13 protein-coding genes are annotated in these 16,982 nt (G+C 61.9%); 6 read left to right on the top strand and 7 right to left on the bottom strand.

The genetic code is table 11. The annotated features are described in order from the left end of the window. Positions 1-79 precede the first annotated feature (79 nt). Positions 80-1,468 (bottom strand): GTPase HflX, encoded by a 1,389-nt coding sequence (gene hflX, locus FAZ30_RS15135; RefSeq protein WP_124641130.1) that lies wholly within the window; start codon positions 1,466-1,468, stop codon positions 80-82. A gap of 160 nt (positions 1,469-1,628) precedes the next feature. Here hflX and FAZ30_RS15130 point away from each other — a divergent pair, with 160 nt between their 5' ends. The 3 genes from FAZ30_RS15130 (at position 1,629) to FAZ30_RS15120 (ending at position 8,148) form a co-directional block, all read left to right on the top strand. Then, positions 1,629-2,885, top strand: a complete 1,257-nt coding sequence (locus FAZ30_RS15130; RefSeq protein WP_205676603.1) for a DEAD/DEAH box helicase — start codon at positions 1,629-1,631, stop codon at positions 2,883-2,885. Between the two features lie 272 nt (positions 2,886-3,157). Then, positions 3,158-7,084 (top strand): response regulator, encoded by a 3,927-nt coding sequence (locus FAZ30_RS15125; RefSeq protein ID WP_137009737.1) that lies wholly within the window; start codon positions 3,158-3,160, stop codon positions 7,082-7,084. 11 nt (positions 7,085-7,095) lie between these two features. Continuing rightward, complete coding sequence (locus tag FAZ30_RS15120) at positions 7,096-8,148, top strand: HD-GYP domain-containing protein (protein ID WP_199730940.1); 1,053 nt, start codon at positions 7,096-7,098, stop codon at positions 8,146-8,148. A gap of 93 nt (positions 8,149-8,241) precedes the next feature. Here FAZ30_RS15120 and FAZ30_RS20430 read toward each other — a convergent pair whose 3' ends face one another. From FAZ30_RS20430 to FAZ30_RS15110, 3 genes are all read right to left on the bottom strand, one after another. Next, positions 8,242-8,388, bottom strand: a complete 147-nt coding sequence (locus tag FAZ30_RS20430; protein ID WP_158613531.1) for a hypothetical protein — start codon at positions 8,386-8,388, stop codon at positions 8,242-8,244. 440 nt (positions 8,389-8,828) lie between these two features. Then, positions 8,829-10,700: a methyl-accepting chemotaxis protein gene (locus FAZ30_RS15115; protein WP_124641135.1), complete on the bottom strand. Its 1,872-nt coding sequence runs from the start codon at positions 10,698-10,700 to the stop codon at positions 8,829-8,831. Positions 10,701-11,084: 384 nt separating this feature from the next. Continuing rightward, positions 11,085-11,360 carry an HU family DNA-binding protein gene (locus tag FAZ30_RS15110; protein WP_059286330.1) on the bottom strand — a complete coding sequence of 92 codons (276 nt, stop codon included), beginning with the start codon at positions 11,358-11,360 and terminating at the stop codon, positions 11,085-11,087. A 199-nt stretch (positions 11,361-11,559) separates the two neighbouring features. Between FAZ30_RS15110 and FAZ30_RS15105 the strand changes: the two genes are divergently transcribed. Continuing rightward, on the top strand, positions 11,560-11,919 hold the full coding sequence (locus tag FAZ30_RS15105) for a LexA family protein (RefSeq protein ID WP_137009736.1): 360 nt from the start codon (positions 11,560-11,562) through the stop codon (positions 11,917-11,919). Positions 11,920-11,998: 79 nt separating this feature from the next. Here the strand turns inward: FAZ30_RS15105 and FAZ30_RS15100 are convergent, their stop codons facing one another. Beyond that, positions 11,999-12,529: an arsenate reductase/protein-tyrosine-phosphatase family protein gene (locus tag FAZ30_RS15100; protein WP_124641139.1), complete on the bottom strand. Its 531-nt coding sequence runs from the start codon at positions 12,527-12,529 to the stop codon at positions 11,999-12,001. A gap of 338 nt (positions 12,530-12,867) precedes the next feature. Here FAZ30_RS15100 and FAZ30_RS15095 point away from each other — a divergent pair, with 338 nt between their 5' ends. Together FAZ30_RS15095 and FAZ30_RS15090 are read left to right on the top strand one after the other, a co-directional pair. Continuing rightward, entirely contained in the window at positions 12,868-14,130 is a 1,263-nt protein-coding gene (locus tag FAZ30_RS15095) for a transporter (protein WP_124641141.1), read from the top strand. Between the two features lie 11 nt (positions 14,131-14,141). Continuing rightward, positions 14,142-15,476 (top strand): sigma-54 dependent transcriptional regulator, encoded by a 1,335-nt coding sequence (locus tag FAZ30_RS15090; protein ID WP_124641143.1) that lies wholly within the window; start codon positions 14,142-14,144, stop codon positions 15,474-15,476. A gap of 32 nt (positions 15,477-15,508) precedes the next feature. On the opposite strand, the gene FAZ30_RS15085 is transcribed toward FAZ30_RS15090, so the two are convergent. Both FAZ30_RS15085 and FAZ30_RS15080 read right to left on the bottom strand, forming a co-directional pair. Beyond that, positions 15,509-16,186 (bottom strand): hypothetical protein, encoded by a 678-nt coding sequence (locus tag FAZ30_RS15085; RefSeq protein ID WP_124641145.1) that lies wholly within the window; start codon positions 16,184-16,186, stop codon positions 15,509-15,511. 47 nt (positions 16,187-16,233) lie between these two features. Next, positions 16,234-16,938, bottom strand: a complete 705-nt coding sequence (locus FAZ30_RS15080; RefSeq protein WP_124641146.1) for a C39 family peptidase — start codon at positions 16,936-16,938, stop codon at positions 16,234-16,236. Positions 16,939-16,982: the final 44 nt, after the last annotated feature.

Here is a 16,982-nt window from a genome sequence, read left to right as displayed (position 1 = left end):
AGATAAATACCGTCGAACGACGCACAAAAAAACGCCATCCAGACCGGATGGCGTTTTTCATGGAGCGACCGGCTGGGGGTCAGACTTCCCAGTGTTCCTTCTCACGGCCTTGCGAGCCGGGATTCAGCTGCTCGTGCAGCCGGCGCAGTTGCTCTGGCTCACCGCGTATGCGGAACCAGCTGCCCTCTTCCTCGGCACGCTCTTCCAGCACTTGGCACTGGCTGAACAGCTCGCCGCGCAATTGCTGGGCCGACCACGGCAGCAGCACTTCGTCCTCTACCAGATCCTGCTGGAAGAAGGCCACGATGCGCGCGCGCAAGGCGGCAACCTCCACCGGCCGGCGCGCACTCATCACCACACAACCGGGATAACGCTGCTCCAGTTCGGCAGCCCAGGCGGCCTCGGCGGCTTCGTCACCGATATGGTCGATCTTGTTGAACACGCGGATGCGCGGCACTTCATCGGCACCGATTTCATGCAGCACGGTGTCGGTCACTTCCAGCTGACGTTCGAAGCCGGGGTCGCTGGCATCGATGACATGCAGCAGCAGGGCGGCATCCAGCGCCTCTTCCAGCGTGGACTTGAAGGAAGCCACCAGGCCGTGAGGCAGGTTCTTGATGAAGCCGACGGTGTCGCTGACCAGCACACGCGGCACGCTTTCCGGGTAAATGGCGCGTACCGTGGTGTCCAGCGTGGCAAACAGCTTGTTGGCCACCAGCACCTCGCTGCCGGTCAGCGCCCGCATCAGCGTGGATTTGCCGGCGTTGGTATAGCCCACCAGCGACACACCACCAAGGCCCTGGCCCTGACGCTCCAGCCGGCGCGCACGCTGGGTCTTGCGTTCCAGTTCCATGGCGAGGATTTCGCGTTGCAGCTCGGCAATGCGGTCGCGCACCTTGCGGCGGTCCAGCTCGGTATGGGATTCGCCAGCACCACGGCCGCCCATGCCGCTACGCTGGCGGCCTTGCGGCCCGGCCAGCTTGGCTGCTTCGCGCAGACGCGGCGCCATATAACCCAGACGGGCGATTTCCACCTGGGCCCGCGCGGCACGCGAGCGGGCATTGCGGTGGAAAATCTCCAGAATGACCATGGTGCGGTCCATCACCTCGCAGCCAACGGCCAGTTCCAGATTGCGCGCCTGCGAGGGGGAGATTTCATGATCGACCAGCAAGACGTCGATCTCGATGGCGGAGGGGTCCAGCTGCGGTGGTGCATGTTCCAGTTCGTCAGCACGCAGGCCGCGGTTGACGTACATGTGGATTTCTTCCAGCTTGCCCACGCCCAGGTAGGCGGTGCGGTCGAAGCTGTTACGCTTTTGTACAAAGGTATGCACCACCTGGAAACCCAGGGTCTTGGCCAGCTCGCTCAGTTCGGTGAGCGAGGCCTCGAATTCGACATCGCTGACATCCGGCAGCTGGACTGACGCCACGATGGCGTATCTGGGCTTCTCTTTGACTTCTGTTTGCATGTGCAGATTGCTTTACTTGGTGGCAGGCCCCGATCTTACTCGCAATTGACCCGCCCCGCCGCAGCGATCTACAGCAGCCTTGACCCTGTCGCCTGCCGGGACGATACTGCTGCGCCTCTGGCGGCCGTGCCGCCCAACCTATGCCGGGCCTCTTCCATACATGCCATTCACCTCCCTGGGCCTGCAGCCCGCCCTGGCCGCGTCGGCCAGCGCACAAGGCTATGCCGCGCCCACCGCCATCCAGCAAGCGGCCATTCCGGCCATTCTGCAAGGCCACGACCTGCTGGCCACCGCCCAGACCGGCTCCGGCAAAACCGCCGCCTACTGCCTGCCCATGCTGCAGCAATGGCTGGCCGGCCAGCACGGCTCGCCGCGCCAGACCCAAAGCCTGATTCTGCTGCCCACCCGCGAACTGGCGGTACAGGTGGGAACCACGCTGCGCGAACTGGCCGCCAGGCTGCCGCAGGCCATCAAGGTGGCCGTGGTCTATGGCGGGGTGTCGATCAACCCGCAGATGATGGCCTTGCGCGGTGGTGCAGACTGCGTGGTGGCCACGCCGGGCCGGCTGCTGGACTTGCTGGAGCACAATGCCCTGCGCCTGTCTGCCGTCCACACCCTGGTACTGGATGAGGCCGACCGTCTGCTTGATCTGGGCTTTGCCGATGAAATCGGCCGCCTGCTGGCGCTGCTGCCACCTTACCGGCAGAACCTGCTGTTTTCCGCCACCTTCCCGCCGGCCGTGCGCAGCCTGGCCGAAGCCTTGCTCAAGCAGCCGCAGCGCATAGACATCCCGCTCAGCCCAATCAGCGCACCCGACATCCGGCAACGCGCCATCGAGGTGGACGCTGGCCAGCGCACCATGTTGCTGCGTCATTTGCTGCAGACTGAAAACTGGCAACGGGTACTGGTATTCGTGGCCAGCCGCCACAGTGCCGAGCGCGTGGCTGGCAAATTGCAACGCGCCGGCATCAAGGCCGCAGCCCTGCATGGCGATTGCAGCCAGAGCCAGCGTGGGCAGGTACTGGCCGACCTCAAAAGCGGGCAGCTGCAAGTGCTGATCGCCACTGATCTGGCCGCCCGTGGCATCGACATCGCCGGCTTGCCGGTGGTGGTCAATTACGATCTGCCGCGCTCGGTGGTCGACTACACCCATCGTATCGGCCGCACTGGTCGTGCCGGGGCCAGCGGTGTGGCCATCAGCTTTGTCAGTGCCGAGTGTGCCGCCCATTTCCGCCTGATCGAAAAACGACAGCAGCAACAGCTGCCGCGCGAGCAGATCGAGGGCTTTGCACCAAGCGCCCCGCTGGACAACAGCCCCACCGCCCAGCACGACCCCAACAGCAATGGCGGCATCAAGGGCAAGCGCATGAGCAAGAAAGACAAGCTGCGCGCCGCCGCCGCTGCTGCCAAAGAGTAAAAATCGCTTGCCGGTACAGGCCTGGCTGATGCCGGCCTGTGCCATCACCCCGCAGCCCCCGGCTCTGCCCTTTTTCGCCCCCGGCTGCCCCGGCATTCTTGAATCAATCATGACAATTGAGTCAATCATTTGCCGCATGCTACTATTCCAACACTTGCCTTAAACTCGCCACACACCCTATCCGGCCCCGGGCAGGCAAGCGCCTGACGCCCGTTCGGCCACGACAGTCCCGCAACAGCACAGCACCAGCCAGATTCACATTGGAGCGCTGATTGAAAAAGACATTTGCCAGCAGCCTGGTCCTGCGCATGTGCGGGCTGATCCTGCTGTCCCTGGGGGTGTTCGCCTTTGGCTGCTATCACCTGATCGTCCAGTCGACGGTGGATAGCCTAGCCCAGTCGCAAATGCAGATTTCCGCCCAGCAGCTGGATGCCCGCATGCAGCGCCTGCTCGATACAGTCGATGCCAATCTGCGTACCAGTCAGGCCTGGGGCCGCAACAGCCAGTGGGATAGCCACACCCAATGGCTGCAGGATGATCGCCAGCAACTGCAGCGCTTCAACGAATTCTTTTTCCCCATCATCGAAAACCAGCGCGAGATCGCCTCGGTCAATCTGGCGCACCAATCCGGCCGGGAAGTCCTGCTGCTGCATACTGCGGATGGCGGCTGGGTCAATCGCCTGAGCGATCCGGCCCGCTGGGGGCGGACCACCTACTGGTTTTATTGGGACCAGAAACGCCGGCTGTTGCGTAGTGAAACCCGCCAGCAAGATTACGATGCCCGCCAGCGCCCCTGGTTTAAGGGTGCCATGGCACTGAGCAATGACCATGACATCCACTGGACCCAGCCTTATATCTTTTACACCACCCGCCAGACCGGCCTCACCGCGGCCAGCCGCTGGACCGCCGCCGACGGCAGCCACTTCATCATCGGTCATGACGTCAATCTCAGCAGCATTGCCAGCTTTGCCGACACACTGCCCATCGCCCAGCAACAAACCCTGGCCTTGCTGGATGAGCAAGGCACGGTGCTGGCCCTGCCCTATGGCGGCGGCCAGCCAACGGCCTCCTTGCTGATGCGTCCGCTGGCCAGCCTCAGCGACAACCCGCTGTCCCATGGCTACGAGCACTGGCTGCGCCGTCAGCAGCAACCGGGGCGAGCCAGCCGCTTCCATGCCGCCGGGCAGGACTGGTTCAGCCTGTTCCAGCCCACCCGCATTGGCCAGCAGCCATTGTGGATAGCGGTGGTTGCACCGGAAGCAGCCTTTTTGCCGCTCAAGCCACGCGATCTGCTGTTGCTATTGTTGATTACCCTGGCGGCGCTGGCCTGCGGTGGTGTGGTGGCACTGCGCATGGCCCGGCGCTTTGCCAACCCGCTGCAATTGCTGACCCGGGAAAGCGAACGCATCGGCCAGCTCGACCTGGCGGCCCCGGTGTGCGCCACCGCCCTGCATGCCCCCTGGCAGGAAGTCAGCCAGCTGGCTGCCGCCCAGGAAGCCATGCGCCAGCGCTTGCTGGCCAATACCACCGAGTTGCAACAATCCCGCGTGCTGCTGGAACAGAAAGTGTCCGAACGCACCAGCGCCCTGCTGCACCAGGTGGCCCTGGTGGAGGCCTTGCTGGATGTCATCCCCAATCCGATTTTCTACAAGGGTGCGGATACGCGCTTTATCGGTTGCAACCAGGCCTACGAACAGGCCTTCGGCATCGAGCGACGCGACTTCATCGGCAAGCGCGTGCTGGATCTGGACTACCTGCCCTTGGCCGACCGCCAGCATTTCCAGCAGGAAGACGAAACCGTCATCGCCTGCGGCAGCCGGATATCCCGTGCCGAAGAGCTGGTGCTGGCCGATGGCAAAACCCACCACTTGCTGTATTCGGTGAGCGGCTTTCGCCATCAGGACGGCTCGCCCGGCGGGCTGATCGGCGTCATCGTTGATGTGAGCGAACTCAAAACCGCCGAACAGGAAGCCCGTGAAGCCCGCCGCAGCGCGGAAGCCGCCACCCGCGCCAAGGCCGAGTTCCTGGCCAATATGAGCCACGAAATCCGCACCCCGATGAATGCCGTCATCGGCATGACCCAGCTGGCCTTGCAAACTGAGCTGAATCCGCAGCAGCGCAATTATCTGGACAAGGCACACGCCGCGGCCAACAGTCTGCTGGGGCTGATCAACGACATTCTGGATTTCTCCAAGATCGAGGCCGGCAAGCTGCATTGCGAACACATCGATTTTTCTCTGGAAAACGTCATCGGCCAGGTAGCCGACCTGCTCGCCCTGCACGTGCGTGACAAGGGGCTGGAACTGCTGTTCGACATCGACCAGACGGTGCCGCCGCAACTGCGGGGGGACCCGCTGCGGCTAGGCCAGGTGCTGAACAATCTGGTGGGCAATGCCGTCAAGTTTACCGAGCAGGGCGAAATCACCCTCGCCGTGCGCCTGCGTGAGGAAGACGAACAATCGGTCCTGCTGGATTTTTCCGTGCGCGACACCGGCATCGGCATGAGCGAGGCCGAACAGCAGCGGCTGTTCCAGGCCTTCTCCCAGGCCGACAGCTCCACCACCCGCCGTTATGGCGGCACCGGCCTGGGCTTGAGCATCAGCCAGCACATCGTCCAGCTGATGCAGGGCGAGATCAGCGTCAGCAGCGCACCCGGCCAGGGCAGCTGCTTCAGCTTCAGCTGCCGGCTGGGCAAAGCGCAGTCAGTGCCAGACCTTCCAGCGAGTTTGCCGGACATCCGAGGCCTGCGCTGCCTGGTGGTGGACGACAATGCCGCCGCGCGCGAGGTGTTCGTGCACATGCTGCAGGCGCTGCAGTTGCAGGCCGAGGCGGTTGACAGCGGCCCGGCCGCGCTGCAGGCCTTGCAGCAGGCCCATGCCGCCGGCCAGCCCTACCAGCTGGCACTGATAGACTGGAAAATGCCAGGCATGGACGGCGTGCAGACCCTGCAAGCCATCCATGCGCTGCCCGAGCTACCCACCCCGGTCTGCCTGCTGGCCACCGCCCACGACAGTGACAGCCTGAGCCAGGCACTGGGGCAAACGCCGGTTGACGGCATCATGGACAAGCCGGCCACCTTCTCCACCTTGCTGGATGCCATTCACACTGCCTGCCGCCACCAGCCGCCGGCATTGCCGGCCAGCAGCGCGCCGCGCATCGACCTGGCGCAGTTGCGCCAGCTGCTGCAGGGCAGCCGCGTGCTGCTGGTGGAAGACAATCTGACCAATCAGGAAGTGGCACTGGAACTGCTGCGGCAGATCGGCATCACGGCCCAGCTGGCCTGCAACGGCGCCGAGGCCCTGCAGATGACGGCCGAACAAGACTATCAACTGCTGCTGATGGACTGCCAGATGCCGGTCATGGATGGGCTGGAAGCCACCCGCCGGCTGCGCGAGGAGCCACGCGGGCGGGAACTCACCATCATCGCCATGACCGCCAATGTGATGGCCGGTGAGGAACAGCGCTGTCTGGATGCCGGCATGGACGACTACATCGCCAAACCCATCGACATCCAGCTGTTCTACGCCGTGCTGCTGCGCCACCTGCGCCCCGGCCAGCCGCTGGCAGCCAGCAGCAGCAAGCCGGCCCCGACGGTGCCGCCAGGCGAAGCGCTGCTCGACCGCAAGTCGGCCCTGCTGCGCATGGGCGGCGATCACACCCTGTACCAGCGCCTGCTGACCCGCTTCCAGGAGCGCGAGAACGATGCCGCCCAGCGCCTGCAGCAGGCCTTGCACCAAGGCGAAGCCGATACGGCGCGGCGCATTGTGCACAATCTCAAGGGTCTGGCTGGCAATATCGGTGCCGATGCCCTGGCCGCCGCCTGCCGCCATCTGGAATACCACCTGGACGGTGATGACAGCCAGCAACAGCAAGCCATCGCGCGCCTGCAGCAGCAGCTGGAGCGCCTGCTTGAACATGTGCAGCAAGAGCCGGTAGCAGAGCCAGCCGCCAGCCAGACGAGTGACCCGGTCAATTACCGGCAACTGATGCACACGCTGGCCAGCCAGCTGCAAGACAACGATATCAAGGCCAGCCGCAGTGCCGCCGAGCTGTACCGGGCACTGGCCGGCCATGCCGAAGCAGATGCCGCCCGCCAGCTGTCGCGGCTGGCGGCCCAGTACGACTACGATGCCGCCCTGCGGCAGCTAAACCAGCTGGCGGCGCGCATGCAGCCCGACCAGACCGAGCAAGCCAACTGAAAGCCCACACCATGGCCGATCTCAGACTGCGCCAGAGCATATTGATTGCTGATGACGTACCGGAAAACATCGAATTGCTGGCCGCCATCCTGGAAGACGATTACAGCATCAAGGTGGCGGCCAATGGCGAAAAGGCGCTGCAGATCATCTATTCCGACTCGCCGCCCGACCTTGTCCTGCTGGATGTGATGATGCCGGGGCTGAGCGGCCATGAAGTCTGCCGTCGACTGAAGGCCAATCCCGACCGCCAGCACATTCCGGTAATCTTCGTCACCGCCATGTGCTCGGTGGAAGACGAAAAACTGGGACTGGAAATCGGTGCGGTCGACTACATCACCAAGCCGATCAGCCCACCGGTGGTCAAGGCCAGGGTGCGTACCCAGCTGGCACTGTACGACCAGACGCGCGAACTGGAGCGCATGGTGGCCCAGCGTACCCACGAACTGCTGACCTCGCGCCAGCAGATCATCCAGCGCCTGGGGCGGGCGGCCGAGTTCAAGGACAATGAAACCGGCAATCACGTCATCCGCATGGCACATGCCTCGCGGCTGATTGCCGAAGTGGCAGGCCTGGGTGACAAGGCGCAGGAAATACTGCAGCTGGCCGCCCCCATGCACGACATCGGCAAGATCGGCATTCCAGACCACATCCTGCTCAAACCCGGCAAGCTGGACAGTGCCGAGTGGGTCTTGATGAAGCAGCATCCACTGATGGGGGCCGACATCATCGGCATCCATGATGACGAACTGCTGCAAACCGCCCGCAGCATCGCCCTCACCCACCACGAACGCTGGGATGGCAGCGGCTATCCCTATGGCTTGCGTGGCAATGCCATCCCGCTGGTCGGGCGCATCGTGGCCATTGCCGACGTATTCGACGCCCTGCTGTCAGTGCGCCCCTACAAGCCGGCACTGCCGCTGGCAGAGGCACTCGACTACATGTACAGCCAGTCCGGTCAGCACTTTGACCCGGAGCTGATACCGGCCTTCAGGAAGGCGCTGCCGGAGATACTGAAAATCCACCAGGCCTATGCCGACGAAGGCAGCCCCAACCTGAGCAGCTGAGGCCAGGCTATTCCAGCGCCTGGGCCAAGGCCAGCGCGGCGATGAACAGGCTGGACAGCAGAACGCCACCCAGCCAGTGATAGAGCCTGGCCTTCATTTGATGCGCCTCCCGCTGATACCGGCCACCCGCCCCAACATGTCCAGCACGTTGAGGCAGGCCTCGCCGCAACTGCTGGCCAGCGCACACACCGTATAACGACGGCCATCCCGCTCCACCACGGTCAGCAAATAGGCTTTCATCACCACACCTCCAGACAGATGGTCAGACTGATCCACAACACCTGTCAGCTATCTTGGCCATTCATTCCCGTGGCTAACAGACGATACTTCCTTGTCGTGAGGTGAAAGTTCCGAGCAAAAAACTGTTCTTTTCGTCAGTCATGGTGGCGCATTGGCAGCAGCCCTCCCGGCACGGCCAGCCAAACGTTAAAAAACCCGGCATGCCGGGTGAGACGATGGTTCAAGATCAGCGCGCCGGCCCTCCAGCCAACACCGCATGCAGGCAGGGCAAGGACACCGCCGGGGGAGCAAGCCGGACGGCCACGCAAGCAGCGGCTTGAATAGCGAGGCCCAGCATGGCCGGGCCTGGTAACAGCACACTCCATTGTTGACTGGACAAGCAAAACCCCCGCCATGGCGGGGGTTCTGTTCAGTGGCAGACTACTGCAGCCACACCAGCCTTACAGCTTGAACTGCGACACCAGCGCACGCAGGTCGCCGCCGCGACGGGACAGGTCCTGAATGATGCTGAGGATGCGTTGCACGTTTTCATCACTTTCCAGCGCCTTGGCATTGATGCGTTCGGCACTTTGCGCCATGACGGTGGTAGCCGTGCTCTGCTCCTTGGTCGAACTGGTGATTTCCGACATGCGACCCGCGATATCGTGGGTGCTGGCCTTGATCTTGCCCACCTTGTCTGCAGCTTCACGCGACAGGGCCACACCGGTGGCCACCCGCTCGTTGGTCTTGCTGGTGTGACCAATGGCCACTTCGGTCTGGCTCATCACGCTATTGATCATCTGCGCGATTTCCACCGTGGCCGAGGCGGTACGCTCGGCCAGCTTGCGCACTTCATCAGCCACGACCGCAAAGCCGCGGCCTTGTTCACCGGCACGGGCGGCCTCGATGGCCGCATTCAGTGCCAGCAGGTTGGTCTGGTCGGCAATATCGCGAATCACTGCCACGATGCCGCGAATCTGCTCGGAATGAGAAGACAGGTCACCCATGGCACTCTGCAGTGCGTCCACAGTCTGCACGATGGACTGCACCTCGCTGGCCACTTTTTCCATGGCCTGGTAGGAGTCTTCCGAGTTCTCGCGGGTGCTGGCCACCAGCACTTCGGTCTCGCCGGCATTGTCGGCGATATGGTTGATGCTGACGGTAATCTGCTCGATGGTTGCCGCCGTGGCCGACAGCTCGTTAGACTGCACACGCGAATCCGAGGCAATGCTCTCTGCCGCCTGGTGCAGGGCCGAGGTATCTCGTGCCAGGGCTTCCGCGTCGTTACGTACCGACACGAACATGCCGTGCAGCTTGTGCACGAAGCCATTGAACGCCTCGGCAATCTGGCCCACTTCATCTTGCGAGTGCACCGGCAGATGCAGGGTGAGGTCGCCGTCGCCGCTCGCCACATTGCGCATGGCATCACGCAGCTCGGTCAGGCCGGACAGCATGCGCGCCACACCAACCGTGGCCAGCAGTGCCACGACTACCACACCGGCAATCAGCACACCGATCATCAGCTCGATCAAATGGGTAACGGACACGGTAGCCGCAGCCACCGGCACCACCACGCCCAGCAGCCAGCCGGTCTTCCCCACCGGATACAGCGCGGTCATGCTGGATTCGCCGTTGATGCTCACTGTTTGCAGTGCGCCGTCCTTGCTGATGCCGTTCAGGTCGAAGCCGGTCATTACCTCACCGATCTTCTTCATGCCGGAATCCTTGACCGGATGGGCAATCACCGAGCCGTCACCGGTAATCAGGAAGGCAAAGCCATCGCCCGGCAGCTTGGAGGACACCACTTCTTCAGCCACCCGCTGCAGCGATACGTCACCACCGGCCACCGCTACCAGTTGGCCGTCTTTGCGCAGGGCCTTGGCAAAGGTAATGATGGGCTTCTTGGTGGCGGCATCGATATACGGCGCGGTAGCAATGGCTTCCTGCGCGTTGCTGGCCGCCAGATACCACGGGCGACCAGTCGGGTCATAACCCGGCGGCACCGGAGTAGAACCGGTGAACTGGGTCATCTTCTTGCTGGGTTCGCCGACATACATGTCATCCAGCTTGCCGGCTACTTGCGACTGGTCGAGGATGGGTTTCATGTCCCCCTCGGTAAAGTGCAGCAGAGCAGAACCCACAATATTCTGACGGGTACTTACCCATTCGGTAATGAAGCTGACCTTGTTGTTTGCTGTCTGGCTGATTTGATCACTGATGGAAGACAGCAAGGCGTCCTTCATCTTCCAGTAAGCCACACCGCAAAACAGCAGCGAGATGGCTACCAGCATCATCAATACAAACACCAGCATTCTGGAACGTAGAGTACGCATGGAGGATCCTATTTTTATAATTGCTTAAAACCACATTGCCGCCTGCTGCGCTTTTGCAGACATTAAACAATCAACAGGCAGGCTGCCATATTCCGATCTTCACTCAAGCACGTCAACACCATTACTAATTCATTGAGCATTTTAAAATAAAACCTCAAGAATAATGGTATTAACGGGCATTTACTGGCTCATCTACCGCCATACCGCTCCCCGCGATATCAAAACTGCCAGCCGTTCACAATCTCGTCTTACAGCACTTTATTTATTGGACAAATTTCCCGCACAGTCCAGTCATTTGCACATTTATCCTGAACGCATGAAAAAAGGACGCCGTAGCGTCCCTGGGTGAGCATTTCCGGCCACGCCGGAAACAGTCGGGCTGTTTCAGTTGGCCACTGCGTCTTTCAGTGCCTTGATCGGGGTAAATACCACCTTGCGCTTGGCCGGAATCAGCACGGTCTCGCCGGTCTTGGGGTTGCGGCCATTGCGTGCTGCGGTGTCTTTCACCTTGAACTTTCCGGTGCTGGCCAGGGTCAGTTCGCCGCCATTCACCAGTTCTTCGCGGATGGTCTGTTCCAGCGCGTCCATGAAACGCAGTACATCGACTTTGCTACTGCCGGTTTTTTCGGAAAGGATGGCAATCAGTTGTTGTTTGGTCATGCAAGGCTCCTGCGCCGGTATTGTTGGCTGATGGCTACAAAGCGTGAGGGTAACCAGCCAGAGCCTGCCACATCAAGGAAAATTTGCACTGACCTGCCAAATTCGCCGCCGGATGGCAAGAAAAAGCACGGCATCTACCATTGCCCGGCCAAGCAGTCATCTGCTATATTTGATTATGTACAATTTCAAAATTGCTGCCATGACCACCACGCTCCCCTGCCATACCGCGCCATCTGCCATGCCCTCACCAGCGCTACTCCCCAGCGAGCGCAGCGGGCTGTTTTGCCTGCCCATGCCAGACCAGGCACTCGCCGGTGCCGGCATCGAGGCCGGCAGTCTGCTGGCGGTAGATGGCCAAGGCAGCCCGGTACAGGGCTGTCTGGTAGTGGCTGCCGTCGACGGCGAGCTGCTGGTGCGACGACTGCAGCGCAGTGGCAGCCGGCTGCAATTGCTGGCGGCACACCCGGACTACCCCCTGATCGAACCCAGCTACGAGCAGGACTTCGCCATCTGGGGTGTGGTGACCGAGCCCAGCGCGCCTGCAGCAAGACCAGCCTAGCGGCCATCGCAGCGCCTGGAAGGTGTTCACGATCCAGGGAACGAAGGGTCAGGCAGGGCGAAAGGGAGTGAGCAGGCTGTTACGGCTTTTTATGTTGTGCCTTGTCCAGCACAGCCGGCAGATAGCCTTCTACCTGGCGCAGCATCTCCTGGTATACCGCCAGCGGCTTGCCCCAGGCATCGGCGACATCATCCGTATTACCGCTGGCGTATTCGGACAAGGTAAAAGTCTTGCCTTTGGCTTCGGGAAACAGCTCCAGCACCTTGGCCTTGTGTTTGGCGGTCATGGTAAGAATCAGGTCGGAGTGGCGTACATCATTGGCATTCAGCTGTGCGGCATGGTGGGCCGACACGTCGATGCCACGCTGCAGCAGCAGGCTGGCCGCATTCGCCTCGGGGCTGCTGTCGTAGGGGTCCATGTCGACCGCTCGCGAAATCACCGCGATGGGCAGCTTCTGCTGCTCGATACGCTGCCGGGCCAGTGCCTCGGCCGTCAGACTGCGCCCGGTATTGCCGGTATCGACAAAAGCCAGCTTGAATGGCTCGGCAGCCGCGACCAGCCCGCTAGCCAGCAACAAGAGCATGCCTGTTAATGCAATCAGCTTCCTCATCGTTTACTCCCTGTCATCAAGCTTGTTCATCATGAATGCGCGCCAACTGGCGCTGACATGCACAGCAGCTGTGCCATTGCATTGTTCCCGCCATGTTGCCGCTGATTATTTCGCACTTTCACGCAGCACAGTCAAATTCAACTTGTCTTGGCCATGTGCTCGACTAATATACAATATAAATAAGTTACACAAACTACAGTTTAAATAAATAACATCAAGTCGGGCCATGCAATGCATCACTCACCCCATCAGGTGATCGGGAAGCACCGGCATGCCTGCCCCGTCTTGGCCGGTATTGATCCTTGCCCAGCCCGCACCTGTGCTACAAGGAAATGATCATGCCGCTGCCGCGCCCTACCTATTCCGGCGTCAAACCACTGCTGTTAACCGCGCTTGCCCTGGCTTTTCCATTGCAGGCACAGGCTGAAATCAGCCTGGAAAGCCTGCAACAGCAAATAAGCGCCCTGGCCCAGACCAATCAGCAACAGGAAAGCCGTATCCGCCAGCTGGAAAGACAGCTGGCCAGCCTGCAACACGGTAGCAATGCCGCCAGTGCCGCCAACAACCCGGCCAGCAGTGAGTCCCCAACTGCAGGTAGTGGAGCGGTGGCCGCAGGCAATGGACCGGCGTTGCCAGTCGTCAGCGAAGTGCCCAAGAGCGTGGAAGACATCTATCAGGAAGCCAGCGGCTTTGCTGCCGGCAAATTCTCCATCGAACCCAGCTTTACCTACACCCACTACGACACCCGCGAGCTGGTGCTGAACGGGTTTCTGGCACTGGATTCGATTTTTCTGGGCAATATCAATCTGGACAAGGTGGTCAGCGACAGCGTCACCCTGGGCCTGACTACGCGCTACTCACCCAGCCCGCGCTGGCAGCTGGACGTGGACATCCCCTTCGTGGCGCGTGATGCCACCTACTTTTCCGGTGGTGCCGGCGGTGCCGCCAACAGCGTGTCGCAAGGCTCGGTGCGGCAAGGACCGACGCTGGGCGATGTCAGCTTTGGCGTGGGTTACAAGCTGGTGGAAGAAAATGCCGACTGGCCGGACATCGTGTGGAGTGTGCGCGCCAAGGCCCCCACCGGGCGCAATCCCTACGGCATCAAGCTGGTGCAGTCAGCTAGCAACAACAATCTGTCCATCCCCGACCGCCTGCCCACTGGCAACGGCGTCTGGGGCCTGAGTACCAGCCTGTCCTTCGTCAAGACCGTAGACCCGGCCGTGCTGTTTGCCAGCCTCAGCTACACCCATTATCTGGATGGCCACTTCAGTGACATCAGCCCCACCGCTGGCGTTACCCAGCCGGGCGATGTGCGCCTGGGTGACAGCTGGAGCTGGGGAGCCGGCATCGCCTTTGCCCTCAACGACAAGCTCAGCCTGGGCCTGTCCTATTCGCAGCAGATGGTGCAACAGGCGCGCATGCGCCAACAGGGCAGCAACTGGACCGACGTGATCGGCAGCAGCGCCAATGCGGCCAACCTGAACCTGGGCCTGACCTATGCCTTCAGCAAACGGCTCTCCATCATTCCCAACCTGTCGCTGGGCATGACGCCGGACAGCCCCAATTACGCATTTTCGGTGAAGTTTCCCTACCGTTTTTAACGGAGTCGGTCATGCAAGCAAACAAGACGCTGCTGGCAGTGGGGTCGGATGCCCTGCTGCCAGTACTGCACGCGCTGCGCCAGCAGCATTGGCACATCATCCATATCCACGATCCGCAGCAGTGGAAAGCACAACGCAGCCCCCGCTGCAGTGCCGGGCTGCTATTACTGGACAGCAAGCTGCTGCGCAAGAGAACGGCGCTGCAGCAACTGGCCAGCGAGCTTGATCTGGAGTGGCTGCTGCTGACCGAGCGCGCCCAACTGGAACAAGCGGCCGTGCGCGCCTTTATCAACGACAGCTGCTATGACTACCACTGCCTGCCCGTTGAAAATGAACGGCTGGCCGTCACCCTGGGCAGGCTGCACGGCAAAACCCTGTTACGCCGCCGCAGCCAGCACGAACAGACCGAGCAGGAGCCGCAACAACTGGTGGGCGAGCACCCTAGCATCCGCCGCCTGCGTCAGGAAATCCGCCGGCTGGCCCGGGTGAATGTCACGGTGATGATTACCGGTGAGTCCGGTACCGGCAAGGAGCTGGTGGCGCAACTGATCCACCAGTACTCCGACCGCGCCGACGGCCCCTTCCAGGCGGTCAACTGCGGTGGCCTGCCCGTCAACCTGGTGCAGTCCGAGCTGTTCGGCCACGAACGCGGGGCGTTTACCGGCGCATCCAGTTGCCGCATCGGGCGCATCGAAGCGGCGCAGAATGGCACGCTGTTTCTGGATGAAATCGGTGACATGGCAATAGAGGCACAGGTCAACCTGCTGCGTTTTCTGCAGGAAGGCACCATAGACCGGCTTGGTGACAACCGCAGCCGTAGCATCGATACCCGCGTGCTGTCGGCCACTCATGTCGACCTGCCGGCTGCCATCGGCAAGGGGCGCTTCCGCGAGGATCTGTACTACCGCCTGTGTGTCTGCCAGCTGCAACTGCCCGCGCTGCGCGAACGGCGCTCGGACATTCCGCTGCTGGCACAACACCTATTGCAGCAGAGCGCCAGTCGCCACGGCATTCCGTTCAAGCGGCTGTCTTACGAGGCGCTGGCAGCCATGCTGCAACACGACTGGCCGGGCAATATCCGTGAAATGTCCAACCGCATCAGCCAGGGTCTGGCCATGGCCAGCGGCCGGGTCATCCGCCCGCAAGACATGGGCCTGGGCAGCAGCATGCTGGCACCACTAGACAATGGGCTGGAGGCAGTCCGGGAAAGGGCGGAACGGGAAGCGCTGGCCACTGCGCTGCAACTGAACAATCACAACAGCAGTCAGGCGGCACGCACGCTGGGCATTTCCCGCGCCACGCTGTACCGCCTGCTGAAGAAATACGAGATGAGCGCCGTCGAATAAGCGGGCGGCGTCGTAGCGCAGATGAAGATGACTCAGCGCACGCCGGTGCCGGACAGCATCAAGCGGTTGGGAATGCTGAAGCCGAAACCGGCGGCCTGCGGCTGCAATACCAGCTGGATACGCAGGCTATTGTCGGTACTGATGCCGCTGCCGTTAATGCTGGAAAACTGCAGCAACTGCCCCTGGCCCAGCATCTGACCAATGCGCCCCGTACTCCCCAGATCGATATTCACCGCCAGTTGGCCGCTACCCAGTGAGCTACTGCCACTACCCGCCTGCCAGCCGGCCGGCATCTGCAGGCTGGCCGTGCCGTCACGCCGGATGTCGATGCTGGTGCTGTTGCTGGAACGGTTGCCATTGCCGGCTTGCTGATTAAGCTGCACCACGCCTTGTACCGATGCCAGCCCGCTAGTCGGCGCTGTCGCCGCCGACGTCGTTGCCGTGCCATCGCCATTCAGGGTGTAACGGCTGATCACCGGCACCGCGCCGGTCTGGGCCGTCAACTGCAGCCCGGCCCCTTGCACCACCCCAGCCTGGTTCTGCCAGGTAGTCAGCATCTGCACGCCGAAGCGCACGATCTGCCCGGCATCGATATAACGACCACGCAAGCTGTCCAGCACGCCGTCGTCTACATACGCCAGCATGGCTTGCGCCGGCACGCTGGCAGTCAATGCCAGCAGTACCGGCACTGCCCTGGATAAGATACGCACGCTATGCTCCCGGTCGTCGCCGGCGGGGCTGTGCCCACAGGCCGCAACTATAAGAAATCACTGTAGATAAAGCCGTACTCCACCAGATCGGCCGGCTGCACCGGCTGCATGCCATTCATCAACTGCCGCGCCGACAACAGGCTGGGCGGTTGCCGCAACGGCCCTTGTGGCTGGTAGCCGGGGCCGGCCACCGCCAGCAACACGCCATTCCACTGCCGTGCAAACTCCGCCATAGCCACCGCGCGGTTGCCAAGCGCCGGGTCCGCTACATAAACCGTGTCGCGGGTCGCCATTTTCAGGATGACAAAGTGTTTGTAGCCATTGATGTCCAGCATGATCAGCGCCGGAATGCGCAGCGCGGGCAAACGCTCCGGGCCGCTGACAAAACCGCTGGCCCGCAGGCCCAGCGTATTTACATAGTGCTTCATGTCCAGCATGGAAAAACCCTGCTGGCGCACCACATCGGCATTGGCTCCGGCCAGCATGCCGGCGATGACCTGCTGCTCGTCGATATCGCGGCCAAAGCCATAACGCAGCAAGGTGGCCAGCGCCGCCGCCCCGCAGCTGAAATCGGTATGTTGCTCCACCACATGGGCAAAACGCATTTCCCGCAGGCTGTGTACCTGCTTGTAGACATTGCCCTCGCCGGTATAGGCCGGCACGGCCAGGTCTGCGGCCTGGGCAAACTGTTCGCCACCCGGACAGGCCAGGCCCAGCAGGATGGACAATAGCAAGCGGATAGTGGTTTTCATGGCAAAAGCCGGCAGCGTGGCCTGACGACTGCGCTGCCGGCGTC

The sequence above is a fragment of the Aquitalea aquatilis genome (genome assembly GCF_005155025.1).
Lineage (GTDB): Bacteria > Pseudomonadota > Gammaproteobacteria > Burkholderiales > Chromobacteriaceae > Aquitalea > Aquitalea aquatilis.
The sequence above is the reverse complement of the archived record's forward strand: the minus strand, read 5'-3'. Positions and strand labels throughout refer to the sequence as shown.

Bases quoted from the DNA above. Each gene is read 5' to 3' on its own strand.
- hflX (WP_124641130.1), bottom strand. From the start codon at position 1,468: ATGCAAACAGAAGTCAAAGAGAAGCCCAGATACGCCATCGTGGCGTCA.
- FAZ30_RS15130 (WP_205676603.1), top strand. From the start codon at position 1,629: ATGCCATTCACCTCCCTGGGCCTGCAGCCCGCCCTGGCCGCGTCGGCC.
- FAZ30_RS15120 (WP_199730940.1), top strand. From the start codon at position 7,096: ATGGCCGATCTCAGACTGCGCCAGAGCATATTGATTGCTGATGACGTA.
- FAZ30_RS20430 (WP_158613531.1), bottom strand. From the start codon at position 8,388: ATGAAAGCCTATTTGCTGACCGTGGTGGAGCGGGATGGCCGTCGTTAT.
- FAZ30_RS15115 (WP_124641135.1), bottom strand. From the start codon at position 10,700: ATGCGTACTCTACGTTCCAGAATGCTGGTGTTTGTATTGATGATGCTG.
- FAZ30_RS15110 (WP_059286330.1), bottom strand. From the start codon at position 11,360: ATGACCAAACAACAACTGATTGCCATCCTTTCCGAAAAAACCGGCAGT.
- FAZ30_RS15105 (WP_137009736.1), top strand. From the start codon at position 11,560: ATGACCACCACGCTCCCCTGCCATACCGCGCCATCTGCCATGCCCTCA.
- FAZ30_RS15100 (WP_124641139.1), bottom strand. From the start codon at position 12,529: ATGAGGAAGCTGATTGCATTAACAGGCATGCTCTTGTTGCTGGCTAGC.
- FAZ30_RS15095 (WP_124641141.1), top strand. From the start codon at position 12,868: ATGCCGCTGCCGCGCCCTACCTATTCCGGCGTCAAACCACTGCTGTTA.
- FAZ30_RS15090 (WP_124641143.1), top strand. From the start codon at position 14,142: ATGCAAGCAAACAAGACGCTGCTGGCAGTGGGGTCGGATGCCCTGCTG.
- FAZ30_RS15080 (WP_124641146.1), bottom strand. From the start codon at position 16,938: ATGAAAACCACTATCCGCTTGCTATTGTCCATCCTGCTGGGCCTGGCC.